General features: G+C 46.3%; 21 protein-coding genes. 20 read left to right on the top strand and 1 reads right to left on the bottom strand.

Annotated features, from left to right (window positions below; genetic code table 11):
* The first annotated feature begins 123 nt into the window (after positions 1–123).
* From AAC978_RS03635 to AAC978_RS03570, 14 genes are all read left to right on the top strand, one after another.
* Entirely contained in the window at positions 124–600 is a 477-nt protein-coding gene (locus AAC978_RS03635) for a GNAT family N-acetyltransferase (RefSeq protein ID WP_341546606.1), read from the top strand.
* A 388-nt stretch (positions 601–988) separates the two neighbouring features.
* Entirely contained in the window at positions 989–2,485 is a 1,497-nt protein-coding gene (locus AAC978_RS03630; protein WP_341546605.1) for a TldD/PmbA family protein, read from the top strand.
* Between the two features lie 2 nt (positions 2,486–2,487).
* On the top strand, positions 2,488–3,810 hold the full coding sequence (locus tag AAC978_RS03625) for a metallopeptidase TldD-related protein (protein ID WP_341546604.1): 1,323 nt from the start codon (positions 2,488–2,490) through the stop codon (positions 3,808–3,810).
* Positions 3,811–4,115: 305 nt separating this feature from the next.
* Positions 4,116–4,874 (top strand): histidinol-phosphatase HisJ family protein, encoded by a 759-nt coding sequence (locus AAC978_RS03620; protein ID WP_341546650.1) that lies wholly within the window; start codon positions 4,116–4,118, stop codon positions 4,872–4,874.
* Between the two features lie 87 nt (positions 4,875–4,961).
* Complete coding sequence (locus AAC978_RS03615) at positions 4,962–5,636, top strand: HD-GYP domain-containing protein (RefSeq protein WP_341546603.1); 675 nt, start codon at positions 4,962–4,964, stop codon at positions 5,634–5,636.
* 188 nt (positions 5,637–5,824) lie between these two features.
* Positions 5,825–6,544, top strand: coding sequence for a hypothetical protein (locus AAC978_RS03610; RefSeq protein WP_341546602.1), 720 nt, complete (start codon positions 5,825–5,827; stop codon positions 6,542–6,544).
* A 243-nt stretch (positions 6,545–6,787) separates the two neighbouring features.
* The gene (locus tag AAC978_RS03605) at positions 6,788–7,672 is read left to right on the top strand and encodes an AAA family ATPase (protein ID WP_341546601.1); all 885 of its coding nucleotides are present in this window, start codon (positions 6,788–6,790) and stop codon (positions 7,670–7,672) included.
* A 13-nt stretch (positions 7,673–7,685) separates the two neighbouring features.
* Positions 7,686–9,023 carry a vWA domain-containing protein gene (locus AAC978_RS03600; protein WP_341546600.1) on the top strand — a complete coding sequence of 446 codons (1,338 nt, stop codon included), beginning with the start codon at positions 7,686–7,688 and terminating at the stop codon, positions 9,021–9,023.
* Between the two features lie 339 nt (positions 9,024–9,362).
* Positions 9,363–9,533: a 4Fe-4S binding protein gene (locus tag AAC978_RS03595; RefSeq protein ID WP_341546599.1), complete on the top strand. Its 171-nt coding sequence runs from the start codon at positions 9,363–9,365 to the stop codon at positions 9,531–9,533.
* Between the two features lie 132 nt (positions 9,534–9,665).
* Positions 9,666–10,100: a Fur family transcriptional regulator gene (locus tag AAC978_RS03590; protein ID WP_341546598.1), complete on the top strand. Its 435-nt coding sequence runs from the start codon at positions 9,666–9,668 to the stop codon at positions 10,098–10,100.
* Between the two features lie 138 nt (positions 10,101–10,238).
* On the top strand, positions 10,239–12,359 hold the full coding sequence (locus AAC978_RS03585; RefSeq protein ID WP_341546597.1) for a beta-galactosidase: 2,121 nt from the start codon (positions 10,239–10,241) through the stop codon (positions 12,357–12,359).
* Between the two features lie 84 nt (positions 12,360–12,443).
* On the top strand, positions 12,444–12,641 hold the full coding sequence (locus AAC978_RS03580; RefSeq protein WP_341546596.1) for a DUF1858 domain-containing protein: 198 nt from the start codon (positions 12,444–12,446) through the stop codon (positions 12,639–12,641).
* A 165-nt stretch (positions 12,642–12,806) separates the two neighbouring features.
* A complete protein-coding gene (gene lpdA, locus AAC978_RS03575; RefSeq protein WP_341546595.1) occupies positions 12,807–14,192 on the top strand; it encodes a dihydrolipoyl dehydrogenase in 1,386 nt (461 codons plus the stop codon).
* A gap of 247 nt (positions 14,193–14,439) precedes the next feature.
* Complete coding sequence (locus AAC978_RS03570; RefSeq protein ID WP_341546594.1) at positions 14,440–15,852, top strand: NCS2 family permease; 1,413 nt, start codon at positions 14,440–14,442, stop codon at positions 15,850–15,852.
* Between the two features lie 24 nt (positions 15,853–15,876).
* On the opposite strand, the gene AAC978_RS03565 is transcribed toward AAC978_RS03570, so the two are convergent.
* Entirely contained in the window at positions 15,877–16,173 is a 297-nt protein-coding gene (locus tag AAC978_RS03565) for a hypothetical protein (protein WP_341546593.1), read from the bottom strand.
* 714 nt (positions 16,174–16,887) lie between these two features.
* Between AAC978_RS03565 and mraZ the strand changes: the two genes are divergently transcribed.
* The 6 genes from mraZ to AAC978_RS03535 are packed head-to-tail and all read left to right on the top strand — an operon-like array spanning position 16,888 to position 23,846.
* Positions 16,888–17,319, top strand: coding sequence for a division/cell wall cluster transcriptional repressor MraZ (gene mraZ, locus AAC978_RS03560; RefSeq protein WP_341546592.1), 432 nt, complete (start codon positions 16,888–16,890; stop codon positions 17,317–17,319).
* 17 nt (positions 17,320–17,336) lie between these two features.
* Positions 17,337–18,269, top strand: a complete 933-nt coding sequence (gene rsmH / locus AAC978_RS03555) for a 16S rRNA (cytosine(1402)-N(4))-methyltransferase RsmH (protein ID WP_341546591.1) — start codon at positions 17,337–17,339, stop codon at positions 18,267–18,269.
* A 41-nt stretch (positions 18,270–18,310) separates the two neighbouring features.
* Positions 18,311–18,790 (top strand): septum formation initiator, encoded by a 480-nt coding sequence (locus AAC978_RS03550; protein ID WP_341546590.1) that lies wholly within the window; start codon positions 18,311–18,313, stop codon positions 18,788–18,790.
* A gap of 52 nt (positions 18,791–18,842) precedes the next feature.
* A complete protein-coding gene (locus tag AAC978_RS03545) occupies positions 18,843–20,888 on the top strand; it encodes a stage V sporulation protein D (RefSeq protein WP_341546589.1) in 2,046 nt (681 codons plus the stop codon).
* 50 nt (positions 20,889–20,938) lie between these two features.
* Positions 20,939–22,426 carry a UDP-N-acetylmuramoyl-L-alanyl-D-glutamate--2,6-diaminopimelate ligase gene (locus AAC978_RS03540; RefSeq protein WP_341546588.1) on the top strand — a complete coding sequence of 496 codons (1,488 nt, stop codon included), beginning with the start codon at positions 20,939–20,941 and terminating at the stop codon, positions 22,424–22,426.
* Positions 22,416–23,846, top strand: a complete 1,431-nt coding sequence (locus AAC978_RS03535; RefSeq protein WP_341546587.1) for a UDP-N-acetylmuramoyl-tripeptide--D-alanyl-D-alanine ligase — start codon at positions 22,416–22,418, stop codon at positions 23,844–23,846. Before AAC978_RS03540 ends, AAC978_RS03535 begins: the two co-directional genes overlap by 11 nt.
* Positions 23,847–23,848: the final 2 nt, after the last annotated feature.

Genomic DNA, 23,848 nt, shown 5'->3' with positions numbered 1-23,848 from the left:
GGACAAGGACTGTTCTGATGTCCCACACGATGTTTGCTGTAAAAAGTATATGGGCAATTTTTCAACGGCAGAACAGGCGCAACAGTGCCCTAGCGTGCGTAAATTATCCCAAGGGGTGATGGTATGCTCGTTCGCCAAGGCACAATAAAGGATTGGCCCTTTATGTTTGAACTTGCTAAGGATTTAATTCCAGTGAATATTTCGCCGTGGCGCCAACAGCCAATGGAAGAGACCATGAAATATCGGGTAAAGATGCTGAAGAACTTTTGGACTTGGATCAAACAGAGCGACTCGAAGGTTTTTATTGCTGAAACAGATCAAGTTCAGCCTGTGGGTTTCTTGGTCCTTTATACCCATGCAGTTGAGGAATTAACGGGATTACATCAAGCATGGATTATGGATCTCGCTGTCCTTGAGGAGTTCCGAAAGAAGGGAATAGGTAGAGCTCTGATGGATGCTGCCGAAGCATATTGCCGTGAAGAGGCTATTCAGTATCTCGGGTTGGCGGTAAGCACCCATAATATTCAGGCGCTCAACCTCTATCAAAGTCTTGGTTTTGTGGAAGAACGCAAGCTTATGGTTAAGGTTTTGAAGGAGTAAGCAATAATGGGACTGGAATTAATCGTCTAGCTTTAACCATTTGAGTATTCCTCAGCTGTACTTCAAAATTCCAAATAAAATCTAAACTATAATAAAAGAAGCTAAAAATGCTGGACTTAAGGCAATGGTGCATTTTAGCTTCTTTTGGTTTATAAAAGATTAAAAAATAAAAGAAGCTTGCGAAAAACGCAAGCCGAAGTAAAAGAGAGGAGTGGGGATAAAAAATTGGAAAACGTGAGACTAGTTAAATTGTTTCCCGAGATAGTTGGCAATATACATAGGGATAAGATTTTTTGTAAAAAAAGTATTTTTCACGGTTGCCATGTAGTATAATGCATAATCAAAGACGGTGGTATAATAGAGAAAAATTCGTTGATGGAGGAATACCGTGAAACGAAAAGAAATAACGGAGATTGTCCAATCAATTTTACAAGCAGAGGGATTGGAAACTGAAGAAGGTTGTTATTATGTTGTGCGTGCACAATCTAGGCGAGAATGGACGCTTAGGCTGACCAATGGCCGCTTTGAAAGGGTTTTAACCGTCAGAGAAAGTGGAATAGGGGTACAGGCATTTACTCCCGAGGGTGCCGCAGGCTTTGCTTCTGTCGATGCGCTTACTGTTGAGGCAGGAAGAGAAGCTATGAAGCGAGCTCTGGCCCTCGCTCAACGCAATGCTAGGATTGGTGCAGAATTAAATCAGGAGATATTCAAGCTCTCACCTCTTCGGGCTGAGGGGGATAACCCGGCTAAGCTGGAATTTGACCAATTTTCTCTCGAGGAGCTACAGGAGCAAGTTTTGTTTTTACATAAGCGTTTAGTGGATAAGGGTTCAGAGACTTCTTGGCAGTCCACTTATCGCCAGGTTGAGGATATCTGGTGTATTGGGCGAACCGATGGAACTCTTGTATCTTATGTGGTTCCACGAGCGGTACTGATGCATCAAGGAACCGTTCGCGAACAAGGAAGAGCGAAAAATGCTTTGGCCCAGCGCAGTGGGGTAGATGCCAATCTGTTGCTGATGGAAAAAGAGGATAGTAGCTTAGAACAAAAGGCCCTCGAGCGGGCAGATTTTGCCAGAAGGGTCTGCATAGCACCAAGCTTACCTAGTGGGCATTATCCGTTAATTATTGATTACGGCTTAGCCAAGGGCTTAGCTCACGAAGCTTTTGGACATGCTGTAGAATCAGATCATATGAAGGAATCAGTGCTAGGGGAGAACGGGAAACTCAAAAAAGGACTTCAAGTCGCTCGTCCCGGAGTCCATATTATCGACGGACCTTTGGCTGGGGATTGGGCTTATCAGCCGTATTCTGCTAACGGTCTGGTCCGCGAAACGGTAGAAATTGTTAAAGATGGTGTTCTGGAGGCGGGTCTAGGCGATGTTTTCTCGGCCCGAGAAGCGGGAATGCCTGTCACAGGGGCTGGGAGAGCGGAAAGCTATGGATCAATTCCCTTGCCAAGGATGACGAATATCCGTTTAATAGTTAAAGATGAGCTAGCCTTACCGAATACTTCGGGATTAATGGACGAGGTCTCACAAGTGCGCAAGCTTTTACTGGAAAAGGGCGAGCTTCAACAGGAGGGGAAGCATCTTCTGCTCCTCGGCTATCGAGGTGGACAGGTTAATCCTAAAACAGGTGATTTTGTCTTCCAATGTGATGGAATTATTGATGTTGCAGACCCTGAGTTAACTATCTATCAACCGAGTATTTTCAGTGGGAAAATCCTCTCAGCCTTGCAGGCCATACGCGTCGGCTTAGGCGGAGGGTGTTATGATGCCATTGGAACCTGTGGTAAAGGGGGGCAATCCGTTCCTTCCAGCGGAGGGAGTCATCGCTACCTCCTTCTCGATCAAGATGAAAATGTAAGTTTGGGAGGGGAGTAAAGATGAAGCTCGTAGCTCAGCTTGAGGAATTTCTCCATAGCGCTAAAAGCACACCGAGTAGAAATGACTTGGGGATTCGTGATTGGAGGATTTTGGTTCACGAGGCCTCGGCCTTATCATTGGGTATTAAGGAAAACTCACCGGGTAGTGTCTATACTCCTCCTAGCTATCGACAGGGGGAGAGCGGCGACATCTATATTATCTGGGAGGATGGTCGCTTAACTCAAGCTCAAGTGCAAGTACCCCCTCAACATGGTGCGAGCGCTTATTGGCAAATGCAACTTGAGGAATGGCGACAAGCTTCATATGAAGATCCCGAGGGGGCAGATATCCCTCTTCCCGAGCCCTTACCGATCGTGGCCGTAGAGGATCGAGAGATAGAGCGGATTTTAGCTGGAGAAGACGAACTGCTTTTTGAACAACTGGCAAAGCTTTTGCAAGATATTCAGCCGGGTATTAACTTAAATGCTAGTATTCAAGCTGGCTGGGGATACCGCCATGTTCGTAATTCCAAAGGTCTTGCAGTCAGCTACCAACAATCGCAATATGCTCTTTCCTATTCCTTTGATAGTTTAGTTGGTTCAGGCTTTGCAAAGCGACGCTTGATTCGACCTGAAGAGTGGGATAATCTATGGAAGCGGACAAAAATATATTATAAAGCTTTGCAGGATAATGCTCCTGAAATTAATGCTAAGACAGTAGTTGTCTTCTCACCGAGTGTTGTTGGAAGCCTCCTTGGTCAGTTCATTTTTCCGAACCTGATTGGGCAAAGCATCTTAGAAGGACAAAGTGCCTTTAAGGCTGATGAATTTAAGGCAAATAAGCTGGTTTTCCACGAGGACTTGGACCTGTATGTAGACCCTCTGCGGCCACTTGAATGGGGTTCTTATCTCGTGACTCCTGAAGGAGTCCCCGCTCAAAAGACCGTTCTTATTAAGAATGGAAGTCTACAAACTCCAATTTTGCGGATCAAGGATGCGAAAAAATGGGGAGCATCGCCAACCGGGGTTTCCAGTGGGACATCGGGACTTTACCTCGAATCAAGGCAAGAAAAACCTTGGGAGGAAGTTCTCTCCGGCATTGAGGATGGCATCCTTATCTTATCCGTTCTAGGTATGCATACCCAAAATAGCGCCTCGGGAGATTACTCTTTAAGTGCTCCACAGAGTCTGCGTATTCTCAAAGGGAAGATCGTGGGCAAGCGAGATGTGAAGCTCAGTGGGAACTTTTTCAAGGATTTGGCTTTCTCGGAGACGATTTTAGGGCAAGAAGAGATGGAAACTAAGCCTTACCTGGTGGTAAGGACTGGGGTTCAGAATATGTAAGGATTTTACTTTACAACGATCACTCAGTAAGCTGCGCGGACAAAACTAATGCTCAAGCCATCCGCTCCATCGGGTCCACCTGCGCCGCATAAGATCCCTTTGTGGTCTGCGGCTTGGGCGAAATCCTCATCCGGATTTCGTGCCCAAATCGCTCCTGCTCAATGGGCGGTTGGAAACGTCCTGTTTCCAACCCGATTCCGCTGATTGCTTTTCGCAAAGTTTTGTTTCCGCTCGCTTAGAAGTCGTTCTCTGTTGTAAAGTAAAATCTGGTAATTTATAGAGTATGACTTTGGAGGAAAAGAATGATGCTAGACATGCATGTGCATTTAACAGGTCATGAGGACCGTTTAGCTACTGCCGAGAATATTCGGGAGTATCTTGAGCAGGCTCGGCGAATTGGCCTTAAGGAAATTGGCTTTGCAGATCATGATTATTACTATCAGGATTTGGATTTGCCCTTAATCCGTAAGGTGGCCACTGAGTATCCCGACTTGAAGGTCTCAATTGGCCTTGAGGTAGACTATCGACCAGAGGAAGAAGGGAAAATCAGAGCCATTTTAAGGCAGTTTCCCTTTGATTTTGTGATTGGTTCGGTTCATGAGGTAAATACGTGGATTTTTGATCTTCCCGAGGCAGAGCCAATGCATCATCAACGAGATGCTGATAAAATGTACGAAGAATATTTCGCTTGGGTCGAGCAGGCCGCTGCTAGTGGGCTGTTTACTACCCTAGGCCATTTTGATCTCATTAAATTATATGGTGTTCGACCGCAGACCGACGTCCTGAGTTTAGCGGATGCAGCCTTGACACGAATTCAAGAGATGGGGTTGGTCGTCGAGCTTAATACTGCAGGACGTTATAAGCCAGTGGGAGAGTATTATCCCGAGGTGAAAATTATCCGGGATATTCAACGTCGAGGAATAGGGATGACTATGGGCTCCGATGCCCATCAGGCAGGGCACGTGGGTCGTGATCTGGATCTTGCTACACAACTTCTCAAAGAGTGTGGCATCAAGGAATGCATAGGATTTTGCCAACGAGAAAAGGAATACTATTCTTTATAGTTGACAGTTTTATAGCTAATAGAATTCGATTGTTAGTATTCGTTACAGCATAGGTCATTAGAGGTTTCATGGAAAGGAAATTACTGTATGTACGGTAAGGAAATACGACTTCTTTTGCAAGATCTTGCTTGGGTAGATGACATTAGCTATTATCATAGCTTGCGGGTAGGATATTTGATGAGCTGTTTTGCAGAAGTTGAAGTAGGAAAACAGTTTGTAAAACAGGCTTGGGTTACTCGCAACGAGTTTGTCGCGACAGGTTTTTTGCATGATATCGGCAAGTTGCGTTGGCCTGCAGATGTGCTTCTTGAGGGAGGTAAGTTTGAGGATCTTAATCGGGAAATGCTGCTGAAGGTGTGGAATTTTATGATTGAGCACCCCTTAGGGTCAGCAGATATCGTCCTCGACTATTACAAAAAAACGGGTAACCGTTTCTGGGAAAGAATAGCCAAGGGAGTAATCTCCCATCATGAAGAATATTCAGGTGGTGGTTATCCCTATAAACTCAAAGGGACGGGAATTCCTTTATTAGCTCGCGGACTGCGGGTTTTTGACAATTATGCTAGGGGAATTGAGGTGCGTCGTCATAGGAAGACTCCTCAGAACCCCAATTTAGTGATTAAAGAAATGCGCCTCGCTTTGGGAAGTGTCTACGATCCATTCTGGGGCGAGAAGATTCTGGACTTCCTCGAGACCATTCCCAGCATCCCAAGCAATTTAGATGAATGGTATGTCGAGGAGATAAAAGTTTTTGACATTTAGCTAATCTTTAAAGATTGGGTCATGTAGCTTCTCACACATCGTTCACTATTGGGTTAGAAGCTACGCGAATGGGTCTTTGTAAGATAGCATTTCAAGCAGTAGTAAGGAGCCTTCCCAAAGTCCTCGGATAAAAGTCCTGCTCCTAAGCCAAACTATGCTAAGATTTGGTTTGGGTAAGGAGCGAGAGTATGCCTTGGATGGAATTATGTATAGATCCTCTGACAGATTGGAATGAAGAGGGCTTGGCTGATTGGGCTGAGGCTTTGGGTGCTTTTTTAACGGAGAGGGGAAGGGAGATAAAGACTTCTCTGCAGCGACTGCCGGGCTATCTCATCGTTCGCATGGGTGAAGAGGATGAGGCTGGAGAGCTACTGGTGAGCTCCTCTGAACGATTGATTGTGATGATGGGTTTAACTGTTAAAGATGATTCGGAGCGTGAGTTTGCGGAGATGCTAACTCGATTTGCTAAAGAAATGGGGGCAGTTGCTTTAAGAGCTCCTATCCATTATCTCGCCGAGAAGAAATTTTGGCAAAGGCTGGGGGCACTGGACGTTCCGGAACCCGTCCCTTTGCATGAAGAAATTCAAAGGAGTAAGGTTGGAGTTGAGCTTCTCTATAAGCAAAGTTTACTTGTGACTTATCGAGGCCAGCCTGCACTTTGTTTGGAACCGATCTTTTGCACGGCTCGGCCTGACGGTCCCCAAAGCCTAGCTGCCCGAAGAGTGGAGAGGCTTCTTGGCGGGGGACGCCCGATCGGGTTTGCCAGTCGAGTGTCGTCGTATTCGCCTTGGCAGTTCGAAAAAAAAGAATGGGACGAACTTTTAGCTTACAGTAGACTAGAATCCTACGAGAAGCTGGAACAGATCGTCAGCCAGAGCCTGCCTCAGGAGAATACTGCTTTCTTTTGATCGTGATTCCTATCCATAGCTTTTGTTTAGAAGCTGCAACTACCCGTTGGGTGCTTGCAGTTTTTTGTGTAGTACTGGCGGAGGTCAAGGTAATTTGTGAAAATATCTGAATTTTCAAAGGGGTCAACTCGTGATATGATGAGGGTAATTTAGTTCTGATCTGATCGTGATATAGAGAAAACTTGGCTGATGTTCGAAGACACTACAGAACATGCTTCTGAAGTGAAGTGGAGGAGGGGCCTTATGAAGCTGGATATGTCATTGAATGATTTTGAGCAGGCTTTGACGAGAGAGGGGTATATTACCGAAAAAGAAGATCGGATTGCTCTTACGGCTTATTTAGCGGCTCAGTTAGAAAAACCCATGCTTATTGCGGGACCGCCGGGGGTGGGAAAAACGGAGATCGCAAAAGCCTTGAGTCAGGTTTTCTCTGCCAACCTGATTCGGCTGCAGTGCTATGAGGGGCTCGATGAGAACAAGGCTCTTTATGAGTGGAACTATCAGCGGCAGCTTATTAGAATTCAGATGAAAGAAGCGAATCTCAGGGAAGAGGATCTCTTTGGTCTGGATTATCTCCTTCCTCGTCCTCTTTTGCAAGGACTCATGAGCGAAGAGCCCTCGGTATTGCTCATTGATGAGATTGATAAGACGGATGCTGAATTTGAGGCCTTTTTATTGGAGGTTTTAGGAGAGTTTCAAGTGACAATACCCGAGATGGGAACAGTGAAGGCTAGGCAACGACCCTTCGTGATCCTTACCTCGAATGGGGAGCGGGAATTATCCGATGCTTTGAAACGCCGCTGTGTCTTTCTTTATGTCAATCCACCCACCGTGGAGAAGGAAGTGCGAATTCTTCGCTCTAAATATCCGGAATTACCGGATAAATTAGCCTTTCAAGTGGCTAAAGCCGTGAGCATTCTTCGGGAAAGACTGGCGCTGCAGAAGATACCATCGATTGCTGAGACGATGGATTGGGCGAAGGCTTTATTGGTTATGGGTAAAACTGACCTTGATCCTGCGTGGGTTGATGCCACCTTGAATCTGCTCCTCAAAAGCAAGGAGGATCTCGAACTCTTTTACCGGGAGATGGGAGCAGAACGACTCTTAGGGGAGGCGAAAGGAATTTGAGGGGGGACCCTGAGTGGAACGAAGCGAGTTGGACCGGCATCTTTTAGAATTTATTCGTCTCCTTCGTGAAGGAGGCATCTCTGTCAGCCTTACAGAGGTTCAAGATGCCTTGCAAGGCTTAACGTTGATTGGGATGGCAGATAAATCGCAGGTTGAGGGGGTTCTACAAAGCACCTTAGTGAAATCCGTGAATCAACTACCCTGGTTCCAAGAAGTCTTTCGCGTGTTCTTCGCTACACCGGAAGCCCAATCCAATTGGCAGAAAGAGGCACAGGAAAAGGCGGAAAGCTGGGAGAAGGGGATGGCAGAAACCCGAAAAGAGTTGCGCTTTCAAGGCGAGGAATTAGAGCTTACAGATGAACAGCGGGCAACTTATATGAGTCTTCCTGAAAATGAAAAAGAGCGGCTGAAGAAGTTTCTTGAGCGTTCAGAGGAAGGGGTTAGAAATGGAATTCCCGTGGATCATTCCTTCCAGCCCGTGGTTGAGAAAATGTTTCACGGCTCCTTGGAATATTGGAAAAGAAAATTAGGAGAAGATTTTCTGATCGCACCGCCGGGCCAAGAAGGCCTATTGAGCGAAGTTGAGCGAGCTGTGCGTCAGAAGGAAATGCACTACCTAACTAAAGATTTAAAAGATATACCTCCCGAAGAGTGGCCGGAAGTGAGCAAACTAATCCGAAGATTGTCCCGAAGATTGGCTTCACAGGTCTCACGGAGACTTAGGCAAGGCAAAAGAGGAAGCTTGGATATGCGCCGAACAGTCCGAGAAAACCTTCGCTACGGAGGCGTCTTAATAAAACAGAGCTATCGCAAAAAGCGTAAAGGCAAGCCTAAGTTTGTTCTCATCTGTGACTTATCCGGGTCTATGGTAAAATATACAGAGTTTATTTTGCAATTCATTTATGGTTTAACTAGCTTAGTTGCTGGGATTGAGACCTATGTCTTCGCTAGTCATTTAGCAGATATCACGCCAAGAATACGGGGGGGGATTCAGTCCTTTCAGGGAATGGTGAATACATCCTTAACAGGTTTAGTCGAAGAATTTGGCGGTGGTACGAATTTAGCTGTGTCGCTAGAGGAACTCCACGAACAGCATGGGCATTCTCTTTCTCGTCGTACTGTTCTTTTTATCCTTAGCGATGCCCAAACTTTGGAGGGCGAGAAGGCAGCAGTCTATCTTAAAAAGACGCGCAGGAAGGTACGGGAGATTATTTGGCTTAATACTCTGCCCGAGAAACGCTGGAAGGATGTCAAATCCATTGATCTTTTCCGACCCTATTGTCAGATGTTTGAATGCAATACCTTGGAGCATTTGCAGGATATTCTAAAGAAATCACCGGGTTTTGTTTAAACTCCAACGTTGTGAGACATACTAGAGGTATAAATACATCGTTCATAAGCTCACAATCTAGGAGGTTAATCAGGTGTTAGAAAAATGTCGTTCTTGCGGATTTGAACATGAAGATTTAGAAAAAGTCCTTTTTCGGAGAAATCATGTAAGCAATCGAATGCTACCTTATTGTTCTCATTGTATGCGGAGACTTTATCAAGTACCTTATCGACCTGACCGGGATATCTAATTTTGCATAACACTTAGTATTTTGGACAAAATATTGAATTGCATATTGCCATACTTTCTTTTCCTATGATATAGTGACACTTGAGAATGGAGAGAAAGGGGTTGTATGCAATGGCATATTTTATTAATTCTGAGTGCATAAGCTGCGGAGCTTGTGAAGCTGAATGCCCAGCAGGAGCTATTAGCGCTGGAGATGACTCATACGTCATTGATGCTGACGCTTGCACTGATTGTGGATCTTGTGCTGAGGTTTGCCCAACTGGCTCACCAAATCCAGCTTAAATTGTGTACTAAAAAAGGAGAGTCGGTTAAAAGACTCTCCTTTTTTAAGTTGAAAACATTTCTATTGACAGTTGACATATATTTAATTAAACTAAAAGTAATAATAATTTTAAAGACTAAGGAGATGAGGTCATGACTGCAATAGAAATTCTTAAGCACCTCAAGGATAAAGGGGTGCGTTTTACGCCTCAACGTCAGGCTATCTTAGAATTTCTGTTAGGTACCGATACTCATCCAACTGCTGAGGAAATCTATCATCATGTCAAGGCAAAATTTCCTGGGGTAAGTTTAGGGACAATCTATAACACCTTGAATATGTTGAAGGAACATGGATACATCTTAGAACTTTCTTATGGGGATATGTCAAGCCATTTTGATGGGAATGCAAAGAACCACTATCATGTTGCCTGCACAGAGTGTGGGAGAATTGTAGATTTGCATCGTCCATTACTGGAGTTGGAGAACGAAGTTGAAGTGAAGACAGGCTTTCAAGTCCATGGACACCGCCTGGAGTTTTATGGGGTTTGTCCCAATTGTGCATCGCCTGATCTGAAGAAAATGAATTAAAATGTAAAGCTGTTTTATAAGTCTGATCCTAGATCAGGCTTTTCTTTATTAAAGGAATTTGAGAGCTTCTCTAGAAATTATAACGGACGAACAATCTTTTGTTTTCTAACAGGTTGATTAAGAAAGGCATTTGTCCATATGTTTAATAAACGTCTTTACATATTAATACTTACCCTTGCCATAACTTTAGGGCTGCTCCTCTGGAATTGGCATTCGGCTCCTGGAGTTTTACTAAAATCTGCCTCATCTTTAACCAGTGTAAATCGCTGGGAAATGGATTTGGGTGGGCAGTGGAAGATATATCCTTCTTTGAGACAAGCATGGATTACGGAAACGGATCTTGAGGGAAAAGAGAATAACTCACCGTTAACGGGTGGAGAGTACGGTTTTCTCCCTTCGAACTTAGATTTCCATGTTGCAACAAAAGCCTTTACCGTACCTGCGGAATGGAACGCTCGGAACCTCATGCTCCAAATCAATGGAGTGTACGGGGAGGGTGCAGTTTATCTCAACGGAATGGAGAGTGGCAACCGGATTGGGTATGTGGAAAGCGAGGGGGGGAGCAGCCGAATACAGGTGCCTGTTTCGGCTCTGCGACATGGTCAAGAAAACCTTCTTCTACTGGAGATTGCAGCTCCTTCATCTCAAAAAAACACTTTTTTAGGATCGCCATATCCGGCCAAAGGTAGGATAACGGGAGCAGTTTCTTTACAAGCGGTAATGGAGACAAGTATTGAGAGTCCTCGGCTTTATATTGATTGGGAGGGGGAGACCGCTCTTGTTCGAGTGGATTTTCAGCTTAGTCATCATGGATTCTCCGAATATGGCCCATGGACTGTTCAAGGGGTATTTTCTGACGGTTCGGCTGAGGTAGCTCAAATTACAACCCAAGTTCAAGCCGATGAGAGTCCGGTACAACCGGTGAGCGTCACTTTTCAGGTTCCCAACGGTCATCTATGGAGCCCTGAAGATCCCTTTCTGTACCAGGTTTATTTAACCGTAAGTAATACCCGTGGAGATCGTGATGATATCGCCTTTGCAGTCGGGCTTAAATCCTTAGGCTATCAGGATGGCAATTTCTCCTTGAATGGTCAACAGCGTGCAATCAGAGGATTGGCACTCTCTCCGACCATGGGGTATGAATTAAGAAATCGTGGCGAGGTTGCGGATTGGCTCAAGGAATGCAAAGCCCAAGGCTATAATCTCATCTATTTTCTAGGTGATTTACCCGATGAATATTGGTTACTAGAGGCCGACCGAGTGGGGATCGGAGTATGGACAGAATTGCCTAATAGCTTGATGATTCCTGCTCAGCGTCTCCCAGAACCTCGGATATGGGAAGATTGGGTTCGTGTAAGTAGCCTCCATCCCTCAGTTTGGGCCTATACCTCTGGGATGGGGTTGGAATATAATTCTCAAGCTGCGTTAAAAATCCACGAACAAGCAGTTCGGACTATCGTAGAACCGATACCGGTGTTTAATTTTAATTTAACCGACCAGGCATCCATTCAAGGTACTTGGGGAGAGGTTGAACAGCCACAAGCTACCCGAACAACTTCGGAGCTTTTATGGCCCGAAGAACAATGGGTAAGTTGGGTGTGGACTGCCCTGCTCATCATAGTAGCTTGGTCAAATTTGGTGGCGGTGACTTGGCGATACAAGGAGCTGCAAAATAGAAAGCCCAAAAGGGCTTTGCGGATGGCTTGGTTTTGGCAGTGCTTAGCCATGTTGACAAGAGAGATGACCATCGCGGGTTTGCTCACAGCTCTGGTTTTTAATACCCAGGTACCATGGGCACACTGGATTCCCAACCAATGGCCGATTTGGGAGGGGATACAGCTGCAATCACCATGGCTAACTTGGGTGATGATGGGTAGCTTATTTGCGCTGTTTAGATTGCTTCAAATTGGAGTTGTGGCACCAAGAATGCCAGGCACACCTGATGTCATGGGGCTTGCGGCGTGGCTGGAAAGAAGATATTTCTGGAACTGGATTGTGGGAGTCTTGTGGGTATTGCAAGGGTGGGGAGTTCCACGCTCCGTACCTATATTAGCTTATGCAGCTTTTCATATTCTCTTTCTCCCCTTTAAAATTCGGGACACTCATCGTGTAGGAGGTCGTTATGTAGACTTGCTTTGGGTTCCGGGAATTATTCTTGTGATTCTCGGTGTCGTAGCAGCTTTTCGCTGGGAAGATCTTCTCTACGGCCTACATTTAGTCCAACAATCCGACTGGCTTAAGGTAATTCTGTTTAAGTAGAAAGAGTTGAACTTCATATCAAAATACTTTATAATAAATCCGAGTGATTTAGTGAGAATTGAGAGATGATAGGAGGCCATTACATTGATTACCAAGGATATGACTGTGGGGCAAGTCTTACGTACCTATCCTCAGACGGTTCAAACCTTTCTTGAATTAGGTATGCACTGTTTGGGTTGCCCATCATCCGCGATGGAAAGCATCGAAGGTGCAGCGCTTACTCATGGTAAGAAACCAGATGAACTAGTGGAACATTTGAATAAAGTCATTGCAGCCAATTAGCGGTTTCGATTAAAGCTATTGATTTTGAATAATAAGGGAAGCCTATTTGTGAGTACCCACAAAATAGGCTTTTTTCACTATCAAATGTTGCGAAGGTAATGCCTTCATGGCATTCAATTACGAATAATAACTGAGTGGATTAATAAAGCGAGGGGAGAGATGGCGATGGAACGTTATCAGGTGGGTATCTTAGGGGGAGGGCCTGGAGGATATGTCTGCGCTTTACGTGCGGCCCAGCTTGGCTTATCTGTGATTCTCATCGAGGAAGGACGTCTTGGCGGGACCTGCTTGAACAAAGGCTGTATTCCTACGAAGACCCTGGTTAAAAGTGCTGAGCTTTGGCGGGAGCTAAAGCATGCAGAAGAATTTGGTATCACGATTCAGGGTGCGGGTTTTGATTTCTCGCGAATCATGGCAAGAAAAGATCAGGTGGTTAATACCTTGGTGGGTGGAATCGAACAGCTCATCAAAGCTAAGAAGATTAATGTGGTCAAAGCTTGGGGTGAGGTTAAAGAAGCCGGTTATCTGGAAGTCCATTCCGAAACTGGCGCGGATCGTATACAGGTCGATAACCTTGTTTTGGCTACGGGCTCACTTCCCGCAAGTATACCCATACCGGGGGTGGAGCTGCCGGGAGTGGTCACTAGCGAGGAAATTCTAGAACAAAAGACGCTGCCTGACAGCTTGGTCATCATCGGTGGGGGAGTCATCGGCTTAGAATTTGCCTCCATCTATCATGAGCTTGGGGTCCAGGTGAGCGTCATAGAGATGCTCCCTACCCTCCTCCCAATGATTGATGAGGAGATTCCTAAACGTTTAACTCCCTTGCTTAAGAAAAGTGGTATCCAGATTTTTACGAAAACCTCGGTCAGAGAAATTAGCGCCAGAAACGGGGGCTTAATTGTCCGTGTTGAAGATGCTAAAGGACTTAAGGAGTTGCCGGCTCAGCAAGTGCTTTTAGCCACCGGGAGAAAGCCAAATCTGCGCGGAGTTCATGCGGAGACCTTAGGGCTTGAGCTTGAACGGGGAGCCATCAAAATCAATGGACAGATGCAAACTTCCGTCCCGAGGGTCTATGCTATTGGGGATGTTGTCGGCGGGACAATGCTCGCCCATGTTGCTTCGATGCAAGGTATGATAGCGGCTGAGCATATTGCCGGGAGACAGGTTACGATGGAAGGTCGGGCGATTCCCAGTGCCATTTTTACATATCCAGAAATCGCTGCGGTTGGAGAAACTGAACAAGCCTTAAAGGCTTCTGGAAAAGCCTATAAGGTCAGCAAGTTTCCTTTCAGTGCCAATGGAAAAGCCTTAGCACTGGGAGAAGTCATGGGTTTGGTAAAGCTTCTTGCCAATGAAGAGGGCGTAGTGTTAGGTGCTAGTATCATGGGACCTCAGGCAAGCAGCCTGATTCAAGAATGTGTTCTCGCCGTGGAAAAAGGCCTATCTGCAGAAGACCTAGCGCAAACCATTCATGCCCATCCGACGTTGCCGGAAGCCATTATGGAGGCCGCACACGGAATCTTTGAGAAACCACTGCATTTAGCCTAGACGATCTAGTTGAGGGAGTACGGCGTAGCATCCAAAGAGCTTGCCTACTCCCTTTTTTGTCCTCCATTCATAGTGTCTGTTCAATTAGAAAAGAAGAAAGAAAAAAGGAAAGAAATCTCCGAACGAATCGCAGAAAGCATGGACTAACGTTCGGAAATAAAGTATAATAAATTCATTAAATAAATGCAGCTTGATGTCTGTTGAAGACGAAAAGCGGCAAAGATAACAATAAACAGGAGGAATCAGGGTGGAAAACTTCTTCAAACTAAGGGAAAACGGCACTAATGTTCGTACTGAGTTCGTTGCCGGACTAACTACTTTTTTCGCAATGGCCTACATCATTATGGTTAATCCAACAATGCTCTCACAAGCGGGTATGCCCTGGGGTGCAGTATTTCTGGCGACGATTATCGCGTCAGTGATTGGAACTCTGGTTATGGGACTGGTCGCTAATGTACCTTATGCCCAGGCACCTGGTATGGGTCTCAATGCATTTTTTGTATTTACGGTTGTATTCGGTCTCGGCTTTACATGGCAAGAAGCTCTCGCGATGGTTTTCTTATGCGGTATTATTAATATTATAATCACTGTAACAAGTATTCGGAAAAAGATTATTACGGCTATTCCTCCAAGCTTACAAAACGCTATCGGCGGCGGTATTGGTATTTTTATTGCTTATATCGGAATTAAAAACGCTGGCTTACTTTCTTTTACCTCTGATCCTGGAACCTATGTGCAACTGGGTGAGGCTGGAACCGTTATCGCTAGTTCGCGTGCCATTCCCGGGCTTGTGACCTTGAATTCTGCTCCGGTACTTCTAGCTATCTTCGGTCTTATCCTTACCGTTATCTTGCTTATTCGCAATGTTAAAGGTGCAATATTAATTGGAATTGTCGTAACTGCCCTAGCAGGTATTCCCCTAGGAATTACCCACATGGGTTCTTCCATCAGCTTTAGTCAAGCACTTGCGGAGTTACCGCAAACTTTCATGGCCGCTTTTGGTAACCCTGGCTTAGGTTCACTTTTTAGCGATCCTGCCAAGATTCCCCTCGTCTTAGTCACCATTTTTGCCTTCAGCTTATCAGACGTGTTTGATACTATTGGCACATTTATAGGAACGGGTCGCAGTTCGGGAATCTTCTCTGAAGCGGACCAAAAAGCCCTTGAAACCAGTAAAGGCTTTAATTCCAAAATGGACAAGGCTCTTTTTGCTGACGCCATCGCGACTTCCGTGGGCGCCATCTTCGGTACTTCGAACACGACCACCTATGTAGAGAGTGCGGCAGGTATCGGTGCTGGTGGACGCACTGGATTGACCAGTGTTGTCGTAGCCATCCTCTTTGCCATAAGTGCTTTCTTAGCTCCAGTGCTAAGTGCTATTCCAGGAGTGGCAACGGCTCCCGCATTGATTATTGTGGGTATCATGATGCTTTCTTCCTTTAAAGAAATTAAATGGGGAGATTTAAGTGAAGCTATTCCCGTTTTCTTTGCCGGTATTTTCATGGCTCTGTGCTACAGTATTTCCTACGGTATTGCTACAGGATTTATCTTTTACTGCATTGTTAAGATTGTTAAAGGTGAGGCAAAAGATGTTAGTCCCGTATTGTGGGTCTCAACCCTCCTGTTTATCCTGAACTTTATTCTCTTAGGGAGACTCTAAACGCAAAGATTCAATTAGCCTGACTCAGGGAGGATGGCAAGCTGCTTTCAAAGCAGTTTGCCATCCTCTCTTTTTTTGTTGGGATTGGGACAGGGCTATTGCCCCAGAGAAGTCTCCAGGATTTTGCTTTACGCGTTCACTCTGTAAGCTGCGCGCACCCGTTCTAATGCTCAAGCACTTCGCTCCGTCGGGACGCCGGCTAAATCGGCTCATGCCTCGTAGCCGGTTGGAAACGTCCTGTTTCCAACCCGACTCCGCTGTGTGCTTTTCGCGAAGAACGGGTAGTTGCTCGCTTAGAAGCCGTTCTCTGCTGTAAATCAAAATCCTTGGGATGTTTCTGGGGATTGGCTTCAGTCTAAATCTTAGTGGTGCAGTCAAGTTGAAGGCCCGGTTTCCTTGTCTGGCCCCAATCCATATTTCCCCAAAACCTATCTTGAAAAGACCCGTAAGCGTAGCTTCTCACACAATAGTGAACGATTTTAGCGGAGGGGCTGTTAAGCGAACGAGGATTTCGGGACGAAAGGCGGGCGAGCCTTTCGCACTTGTTTAGCGGCGCCGCCGGTTCACATGCAGAAAGCAAAAGGGTTTGGCAACGAAAGTGTCCAGTGGACATTTTCGCCGAGGCGGAATCCACCGATGATGCTTACCCGCCGAGGATTCTCCCCGAAATCGAAGTGAGGTGGCCCTGTAGCTACTGAGTACGTGAGATCCGAAGAAGAAAGCCTCCAGTGACGAAACCATCCAGTGAATGGTTTCGCTCAAGCCGCCCTGCTACAAACATGAACTTAGCGGCGCAGGTTGGTTTCAGGAGCTCACGCCCGAAGGTCCGATGTGTGAGAAGCTACTCGACCCAAACTTTTCAGCATTAGCGGATGGGCTAGTGACCCGTTCTCCCGGACTAGGACTTTCTTCCCTATTTCAAACTTTTTCTTAAAAAGAGGAGACAGAAAGAAGGAATATCCCTCCGAATGGAGAATAAGTGGGGTAAAGTGGAGTAAAGTGGAGCAAAGTGCGTACGCTGTGGGGTGAAAGAACATGTTCATGGGGGAATACCTCCATACGATCGATGGAAAAGGTCGGCTGATTGTGCCGTCAAAGTTCCGAGAAGCCTTGGGCGAGCGATTTATTGCCACGAAAGGCTTAGATCACTGTCTTTTTGTTTACCCTCAAGAGGAGTGGAAGATCCTTGAAGAAAAACTCCGCGCTTTACCCTTTACCCAACAGGATGCACGAGCATTTGTCCGATTCTTTTTTTCCGGGGCCACTGAATGCGAGATTGATAAGCAAGGTAGAATTCTATTGCCAGCAAATTTGCGTGAATACGCCCAGCTTGATAAAGATGTGGTATTGGTCGGAGTCTCCTCACGAGTGGAGATTTGGAGTCAAGGCCTTTGGGCAGACTATTCTCGTCAGGCTGAAGATGCCTATGCTAGTGCAGCAGAGTCTTTAGTGAACCTGGGAATATAGAGAAGAGGTCGAACGCTTTGGAGTTTCATCATGTCACGGTTTTGTTAAAAGAAACTGTCGAAGGGGTTATCAAGGATCCCTCCGGAACTTATGTGGATTGCACTTTAGGAGGTGCCGGACATAGCACTTTGCTATTGTCTAAACTAAGCAGCGCGGGCAAACTGGTGGGTTTAGATCAAGATCCTTTAGCCATCGCCAACGCACGACTTAAATTTAAGGAAGACCCTCGAGTTTTTTTGGTCAATCGCAACTTTGAATCCCTGGAAGAGTCATTACAATCTCTTGAGCTTTTGCCTGTTCAAGGTATTCTCTTTGATCTTGGGGTATCATCTCCTCAGTTAGATGAGGCTGAACGGGGATTTAGTTATATGCAAGACGCCGAACTGGATATGCGGATGAATCCACAGAATCCTATATCGGCAAAGGTTATAGTCAACGAATGGACCCCAGGACAACTCTCTGAGATCCTCTGGAAGTATGGAGAAGAAAAATGGTCGAAACGGATCGTTGAATTTATCGTTAATGCTCGAGAGGAAGGTTCGATCGAGACCACTGGGGAGTTAGTAGATATTATTAAAAAAGCGATCCCGGCAGGGGCTCGCCGAGAAGGACCTCATCCGGCGAAAAGAACCTTTCAAGCTCTTAGAATTGCCGTGAACGACGAGCTGGGAGTCTTAGAAAGGACCTTGGATCAGGTTATACGCTGTCTTGCCCCCGGTGGGAGGGTAGGAGTCATAACCTTTCACTCCTTGGAAGATCGCATTGTGAAAGAGAAGATGAACTCTTGGTTAGGGCGATGCAGTTGTCCTCCGAGTTTTCCCATATGTCAATGTAACGCAAAACCTTTAGCGCGTTTAATCAATAGAAAACCTATTTTACCTAGTTCTCAAGAGGTTGAGGGAAACCCTCGAGCCCGCAGTGCCAAGCTGAGAATAGCCGAAAAACTATGAACTAGAATTTGAAGTATAAAGAGAACGGAGGAGGAATACCTTTGGTAGTAGCGCAGGAAAAAATTGAATGGGAACAGCCCATAGAGGAATTACCCCGCAAAGCGAAAAGGCCCGTCCGTCGCCAGAGGCCCCGTTCTCACTGGAAAAGTATTCTTGTTTTAAGCTTAGTGGTGACCCTAGCAACGGTATTCGCTGTGGAAACCATTAATCTTACGGTGGTTAAGGGAGCCCAAATTCGGGGAATGCAAAGAGAGATTACGGCCCTTGAGGCGAACAATGATCTCTTGGAAGCGCAAGTGGATAAATTGCGTTCCGTAAGTCGGATTGAAAGTGCGGCACTTGCCATGGGCATGGAAAAACCTGCGGGAACGGTCTATGTGGCTGGAACATTACCTGTCGCCAAGATAGAAAAGGGCGTCCAGTCAGCTCCAGCCGTACAGGAAGAGGTTGTCCAAGAACCTTCTGCAATTGAGCAAATATCGCAGAAATTTACCAGTTTCTTTGCTTCTACACAACGATAATAGACAAAAGCGGTAGAGTTTACGGTGACGCCCTAAAATAGGGGGTGGGACATTGAGTCCTTATGTTGTCATGCGTAAACGTATCGCTTTTCTTTTTTTATGTGTAAGTGCTTTTTTGGTGGTATTAATTGTCCGGCTGGCCTTTGTACAATTAGCTCAAGGGGCAATTCTCAGTGATAAGGCTGATGAAAGTCATTTCCGAGGTGTACCGGTTGCCGCCAAAAGGGGTAATATTGAAGATCGCAATGGGGATGTTCTCGCTATGAGTGTGAGCACCGAGACAGTGTATGCCGTTCCGGCTCAAGTAAGGTCTTCGAAACGAGCTGAAGAAATTGCTCACACCTTATCAGGAATACTGGAAATGCAGCCGGAGCAGGTTCTTGAGAAAATCACCAAGCGCTCGGCCCTTGAGTATGTGAAAAAAAGAGTCACTGCAGAAGTTGCTACTCAAGTACGAGCCTTAGAGCTACCTGGGATCGGCGTTACCGAAGATAGTGTGCGTTATTATCCTAATGGGACATTAGCTGCCCATATTATTGGTTTTGCGGGGATTGACAACCAGGGGTTGGAAGGAATAGAGTTGACTAGGGATTCAGCGTTGATTGGTGTGCCGGGGGCAGTCTTGACTGAGTTTGCTGCCAATGGAATTCCTTTGCCGTTTGCCAATCAGATGTATGTCACGCCCAAAAACGGCAACACGGTGCGCTTGACCATCGATAAGAATATCCAAGCTTTTGCCGAGCGTGAACTGCAGAAATTAATGTCAGGACAAGGAGCGAATATGAACGGGCAAGCCCCCAAAAGTGCCTCCATCCTTGTTATGGACCCCAATACAGGGGAAGTCTTGGCATTAGCATCAGCGCCTACTTATGACCCGAATTATTACCAGAATTATGAACAAAGTACGCGACGCAATATTGCCATCCAAAATGGCTACGAGCCGGGATCGACCTTCAAGATTATCACCTTGGCAGCTGCTCTTGAAGAAAAGAAAATCAGCCCTAATGGTGGTTTCTTTGATCCGGGTGGCATTACCATCCTCGGTAAAACGGTTCATTGCTGGAAGCATGGGGGACATGGAAGTCAGACCTTCACACAAGTGGTTGAGAATTCCTGCAACCCGGGTTTTGTGGAAATGGGTCAGCGTTTAGGTACAGATAAATTCTATAAGTACCTTGCTGATTTTGGCTTTGGCAAGAAGACGGGAATCGAAATGTCCGGAGAAGCTGTGGGGATCTTAGCTAATAAGAAGAGAGCCACCGCCTTAGATTTAGCCACCATGTCCATTGGGCAAACCAATAATGTGACCGCGATTCAGCTTCTTACAGCTGTTTCAGCAGTGGCAAATGGTGGAACCTTAATGAAGCCACAATTAGTCAAAGAGATTGTGGGTCCCACCGGAAAAGTAATTGAGTCCTTTGAGCCCCAGGAAGTGCATCGCGTGATTAAGGAAGAAACCTCCAAAACAGCCCGCCAGATGCTAGAGTCTGTAGTAACTAATGGCACGGGGTATCGGGCCTTTCTGCCTGGCTATCGGGTAGCAGGTAAGACTGGGACCGCCCAGAAAGTTGCTAACGGGGCGTATATCCAAGGGGAGTATGTAGCTTCCTTCATAGCCTTTGCCCCAGCGGACAATCCGAAGTTGGCCATTCTTTGCGTGATTGACGGTGTGCCTTTTTATGGAGGTTCAGTAGCAGCCCCACCTGTAAGAGGAGTTTTGTTGGACTCCTTGAAATACTTAAATGTGGAGATGGATATGAAAGCTCCTTTGACCCTTGGCAAACCACGCCTAGATATGGTTATTCCTCCGATTAAGAAGGCTGCAAAGGTGCCTTCTGTGCTGGGTCTAACTTATGCCGAAGCCGATAAGGAGCTTAAGAAGGCTGGGTTTACAATTATGACCGAAGGAAACGGTAGTATTGTTTTGGATCAAATTCCCCATGCGGATTCACTTGTCGAAGCTCAATCATCAGTTCTGGTCTATCTTGGTTCGGAGGCGGGTTCTCCAACGACAGGAAATTGGTGGGCTATCGAGGAAGAACTGGATGTGGATATTCCAACTCTACTGCAAATGAACTGGAGGCTACCCTTAAGATAATAATGATTGCAATAAATTTTTAATGTCTATACTAGAGCTGAAAGGTAGTGATGAGGGTGAAGTCTGTTCAAAAAAAACTATCAGAGATTTTAACTGGTGTCGAAATAATCAAGAGCACCGGAGATCAAGAAACCCTAATTCAAGGGATTTCTATGGATTCTCGTCAGGTTGAGCCGGGAGATATATATGCCTGTGTTCCCGGAATGAACGTGGACGGTCATGACTTCGCGGCCAAGGCCATCGAAAATGGAGCAGTTGCCTTACTGGTGGAAAGGGTTCTCCCTCTGGATGTGCCTCAGCTCCAAGTACAACATGTACGCGAGGTTATGGGCGAGATCGCTGCTAATCTTTATGATCATCCTGCCGGCAAGTTGGAAGTCATCGGCGTTACGGGTACTAACGGAAAAACCACCATTACTTATCTGGTGGAGCGTATTGTTGCTGAGGAAGGGAAAAAGGTGGGTCTAATAGGGACCCTCGGGGCTCGCATTGCCGGAAGGGAGCTGCCGGGAAATCGCACTACTCCGGAGGCCATTGATCTTCAGAAGCTCCTGAAGGAAATGGTGGACGAGGAAGTTCAGCTGGCGGTCATGGAAGTATCCTCCCATGCTCTAGATTTAGGCCGGGTCAAGGGATGCGAATTTGATGCGGGGATTTTTACAAACTTGACACAAGATCACTTAGATTATCATAAAACAATGGAGGAATACCTCCAGGCTAAAACCAAACTATTTAGCGGCCTTAGCGGAGCAAAAAGCCCAAAGATCGGTGTTGTGAACGGAGATGATCCGGCAGCAGAGACATTAATTAAGGTTGCGGCTGCTCCCGTAGTAACCTACGGTGTGAAAGCTGCTCACCTGGATTATCGTGCTGAGGATATTGAGTTAACTGCTGACGGGGTCAGTTTTACAGTTCGTTTTAAAGGACGGACAGAGCAAGTGAACTATACAACGCCGGGCATGTTTAGTGTGTATAACGCGTTAGCAGCCTTTGCTTGGGGTGTAGAGAGCGGTCGCAGTCCGGAGCTTGTCAAAAGGGCCTTGGCTAATGTTCAAGGTGTACCGGGACGCTTTGAGAGTATAAGGATGGGGCAACCCTTCCAAGTGATTGTGGATTATGCTCATACTCCTGATGGGCTGGCTAATGTCTGCCAAGCTGCGCTAGAGTTTACGCCAGGACGCTTGATTACGGTATTTGGCTGCGGAGGGGATCGGGATAAAGGGAAACGCCCGCAAATGGGGGCTATCGCTGAGCAACTCAGTGATCACGTCATTGTTACTTCAGATAACCCCCGTACTGAAGACCCTCGGCAGATTATCCAAGATATCTTGGAGGGGATTGAGGGAATTGATTATACAGCTAATGTCAAACGACAGGAAGCTATCGAATGTGCCCTCATTCTTGCTAAAGAAGGAGATACGGTGCTCATAGCCGGGAAAGGCCATGAAGATTATCAGATTATCGGTAAAGAAGTATTGCCCTTTGACGACAGGGAAGTCGCCCGGGAAGCCTTGAGGAGGCTGGGTTATGTGGGATAGCCAAAAGATTGCCGCATTACTGAAAGAGGAATTATGGGGAAATTCTCAAGCCCTAGCTTTTGGCTGCTGTATTGACAGTCGCCTAGCCAAGGAAGGGAATATCTTTTTTGCCCTGGTGGGAGAAAAGGTCGATGGGCATGATTATATAGAAGCAGCTTGGCAAAAAGGCGCTAGCGTAGTAATTGCTGAGAAAGAGCGTTTAGAGAACCGACCTGCCTTTATTATTCCTGATGGAAAAGCGCTGATCCAAGTGGAGTCGTGCCTTGATGCTATGCAATCCCTAGCCCGATCCTGGAGCCGACAGTTGGGAGCCAAGGTCGTGGCTATCACTGGTAGCAACGGCAAAACCACCACAAAAGATATGGTGGCAGCGGTGCTCAGCCGAAAATACCGTGTTCATAAGAATCTGGAGAATCAGAATAATGAGCTTGGTTTTCCTATGACCATCCTGAATGCACCGGAGAACACGGAGATTCTTGTTTTAGAGATGGGTATGCGCGGATTAGGGCAAATTGCTTTTTTATGTAGTATTGCTCGCCCGGATATCGGTGTCATTACCAATATAGGCACAACTCATTTGGAACTACTAGGTACTCAAGAAAACATTGCCCGAGCTAAATGGGAGTTAATTGAGGCGCTTCCTCCCGGGGGATTCGCTGTGCTTAATAGTGAGGATGAGTGGAGTGGGAAACTCGCCCAAAAAAGCTCAGTTAAGCAGTTTTTCTATGGCTTAGCGGGGAAGTTCCATAAGCCTAATCTCCGTGGACTGAATCTAACCCCCTTTGGAGCCCTAGGCACCCACTTCACCTTGGAAAGTGAAAACTGGGGTCAGGTCCCTGTTTTCACTTCGCCGGTAACTGTCAAATTACCGCTACCGGGAGAGCACAATGTGCTTGATTCTCTGGCAGCCCTTAGTGTAGGAATGCTCTTGGAGGTCCCCCTTCAAGAGGGATGTGAGGGTTTGGCGACTATGGAGTTGTCCAGGATGCGGCTAGAACTACAGCCGGGTATCTACGAAAGCACTCTGATTAGCGATGTATATAATGCCAATCCGACCTCAATGAAGGCATCCTTGCAAGTTTTGCGGGAAAGAGGAGGGGCATCAACCCTAGCCATCTTAGGGGAGATGTATGAACTCGGTGAGACCAGTCGGGAAGGCCATTATGAAGTAGGGCAAGCTGTAGCCGACTTGGGAATTACTGAGCTGATTACCGTAGGAAAGCTTGCCGAGGAAACTGCTCGGGGGGCCCTTGCAAGAGGATTGTCTCCAGAGAGGATCTATTCTTTTCCTGAACGTGCAGGAGCAATAAAGAAGGCGCAAGAGTTACTCGCCCGATTAAGTCAAGGCACTTGGGTCTTAATCAAAGCTTCCCGTGGCATGAGAATGGAAGAAGTGACAGAAGCACTTCGTAGAGGTTAGGA

Source organism: Desulfitobacterium sp. THU1, from assembly GCF_038181555.1.
Taxonomy (GTDB): Bacteria; Bacillota; Desulfitobacteriia; order Desulfitobacteriales; family Desulfitobacteriaceae; genus Desulfitobacterium.
Note: the sequence above shows the minus strand (reverse complement) of the source record. Positions and strands in the feature narration are given on the sequence as shown.

Excerpts from the sequence above, each read along its gene's own strand:
- AAC978_RS03635 (WP_341546606.1), top strand. The coding sequence starts at position 124 with ATGCTCGTTCGCCAAGGCACAATAAAGGATTGGCCCTTTATGTTTGAA.
- AAC978_RS03625 (WP_341546604.1), top strand. The coding sequence starts at position 2,488 with ATGAAGCTCGTAGCTCAGCTTGAGGAATTTCTCCATAGCGCTAAAAGC.
- AAC978_RS03620 (WP_341546650.1), top strand. The coding sequence starts at position 4,116 with ATGCTAGACATGCATGTGCATTTAACAGGTCATGAGGACCGTTTAGCT.
- AAC978_RS03615 (WP_341546603.1), top strand. The coding sequence starts at position 4,962 with ATGTACGGTAAGGAAATACGACTTCTTTTGCAAGATCTTGCTTGGGTA.
- AAC978_RS03610 (WP_341546602.1), top strand. The coding sequence starts at position 5,825 with ATGCCTTGGATGGAATTATGTATAGATCCTCTGACAGATTGGAATGAA.
- AAC978_RS03605 (WP_341546601.1), top strand. The coding sequence starts at position 6,788 with ATGAAGCTGGATATGTCATTGAATGATTTTGAGCAGGCTTTGACGAGA.
- AAC978_RS03595 (WP_341546599.1), top strand. The coding sequence starts at position 9,363 with ATGGCATATTTTATTAATTCTGAGTGCATAAGCTGCGGAGCTTGTGAA.
- AAC978_RS03590 (WP_341546598.1), top strand. The coding sequence starts at position 9,666 with ATGACTGCAATAGAAATTCTTAAGCACCTCAAGGATAAAGGGGTGCGT.
- AAC978_RS03585 (WP_341546597.1), top strand. The coding sequence starts at position 10,239 with ATGTTTAATAAACGTCTTTACATATTAATACTTACCCTTGCCATAACT.
- lpdA (WP_341546595.1), top strand. The coding sequence starts at position 12,807 with ATGGAACGTTATCAGGTGGGTATCTTAGGGGGAGGGCCTGGAGGATAT.
- mraZ (WP_341546592.1), top strand. The coding sequence starts at position 16,888 with ATGTTCATGGGGGAATACCTCCATACGATCGATGGAAAAGGTCGGCTG.
- AAC978_RS03540 (WP_341546588.1), top strand. The coding sequence starts at position 20,939 with ATGAGGGTGAAGTCTGTTCAAAAAAAACTATCAGAGATTTTAACTGGT.
- AAC978_RS03535 (WP_341546587.1), top strand. The coding sequence starts at position 22,416 with ATGTGGGATAGCCAAAAGATTGCCGCATTACTGAAAGAGGAATTATGG.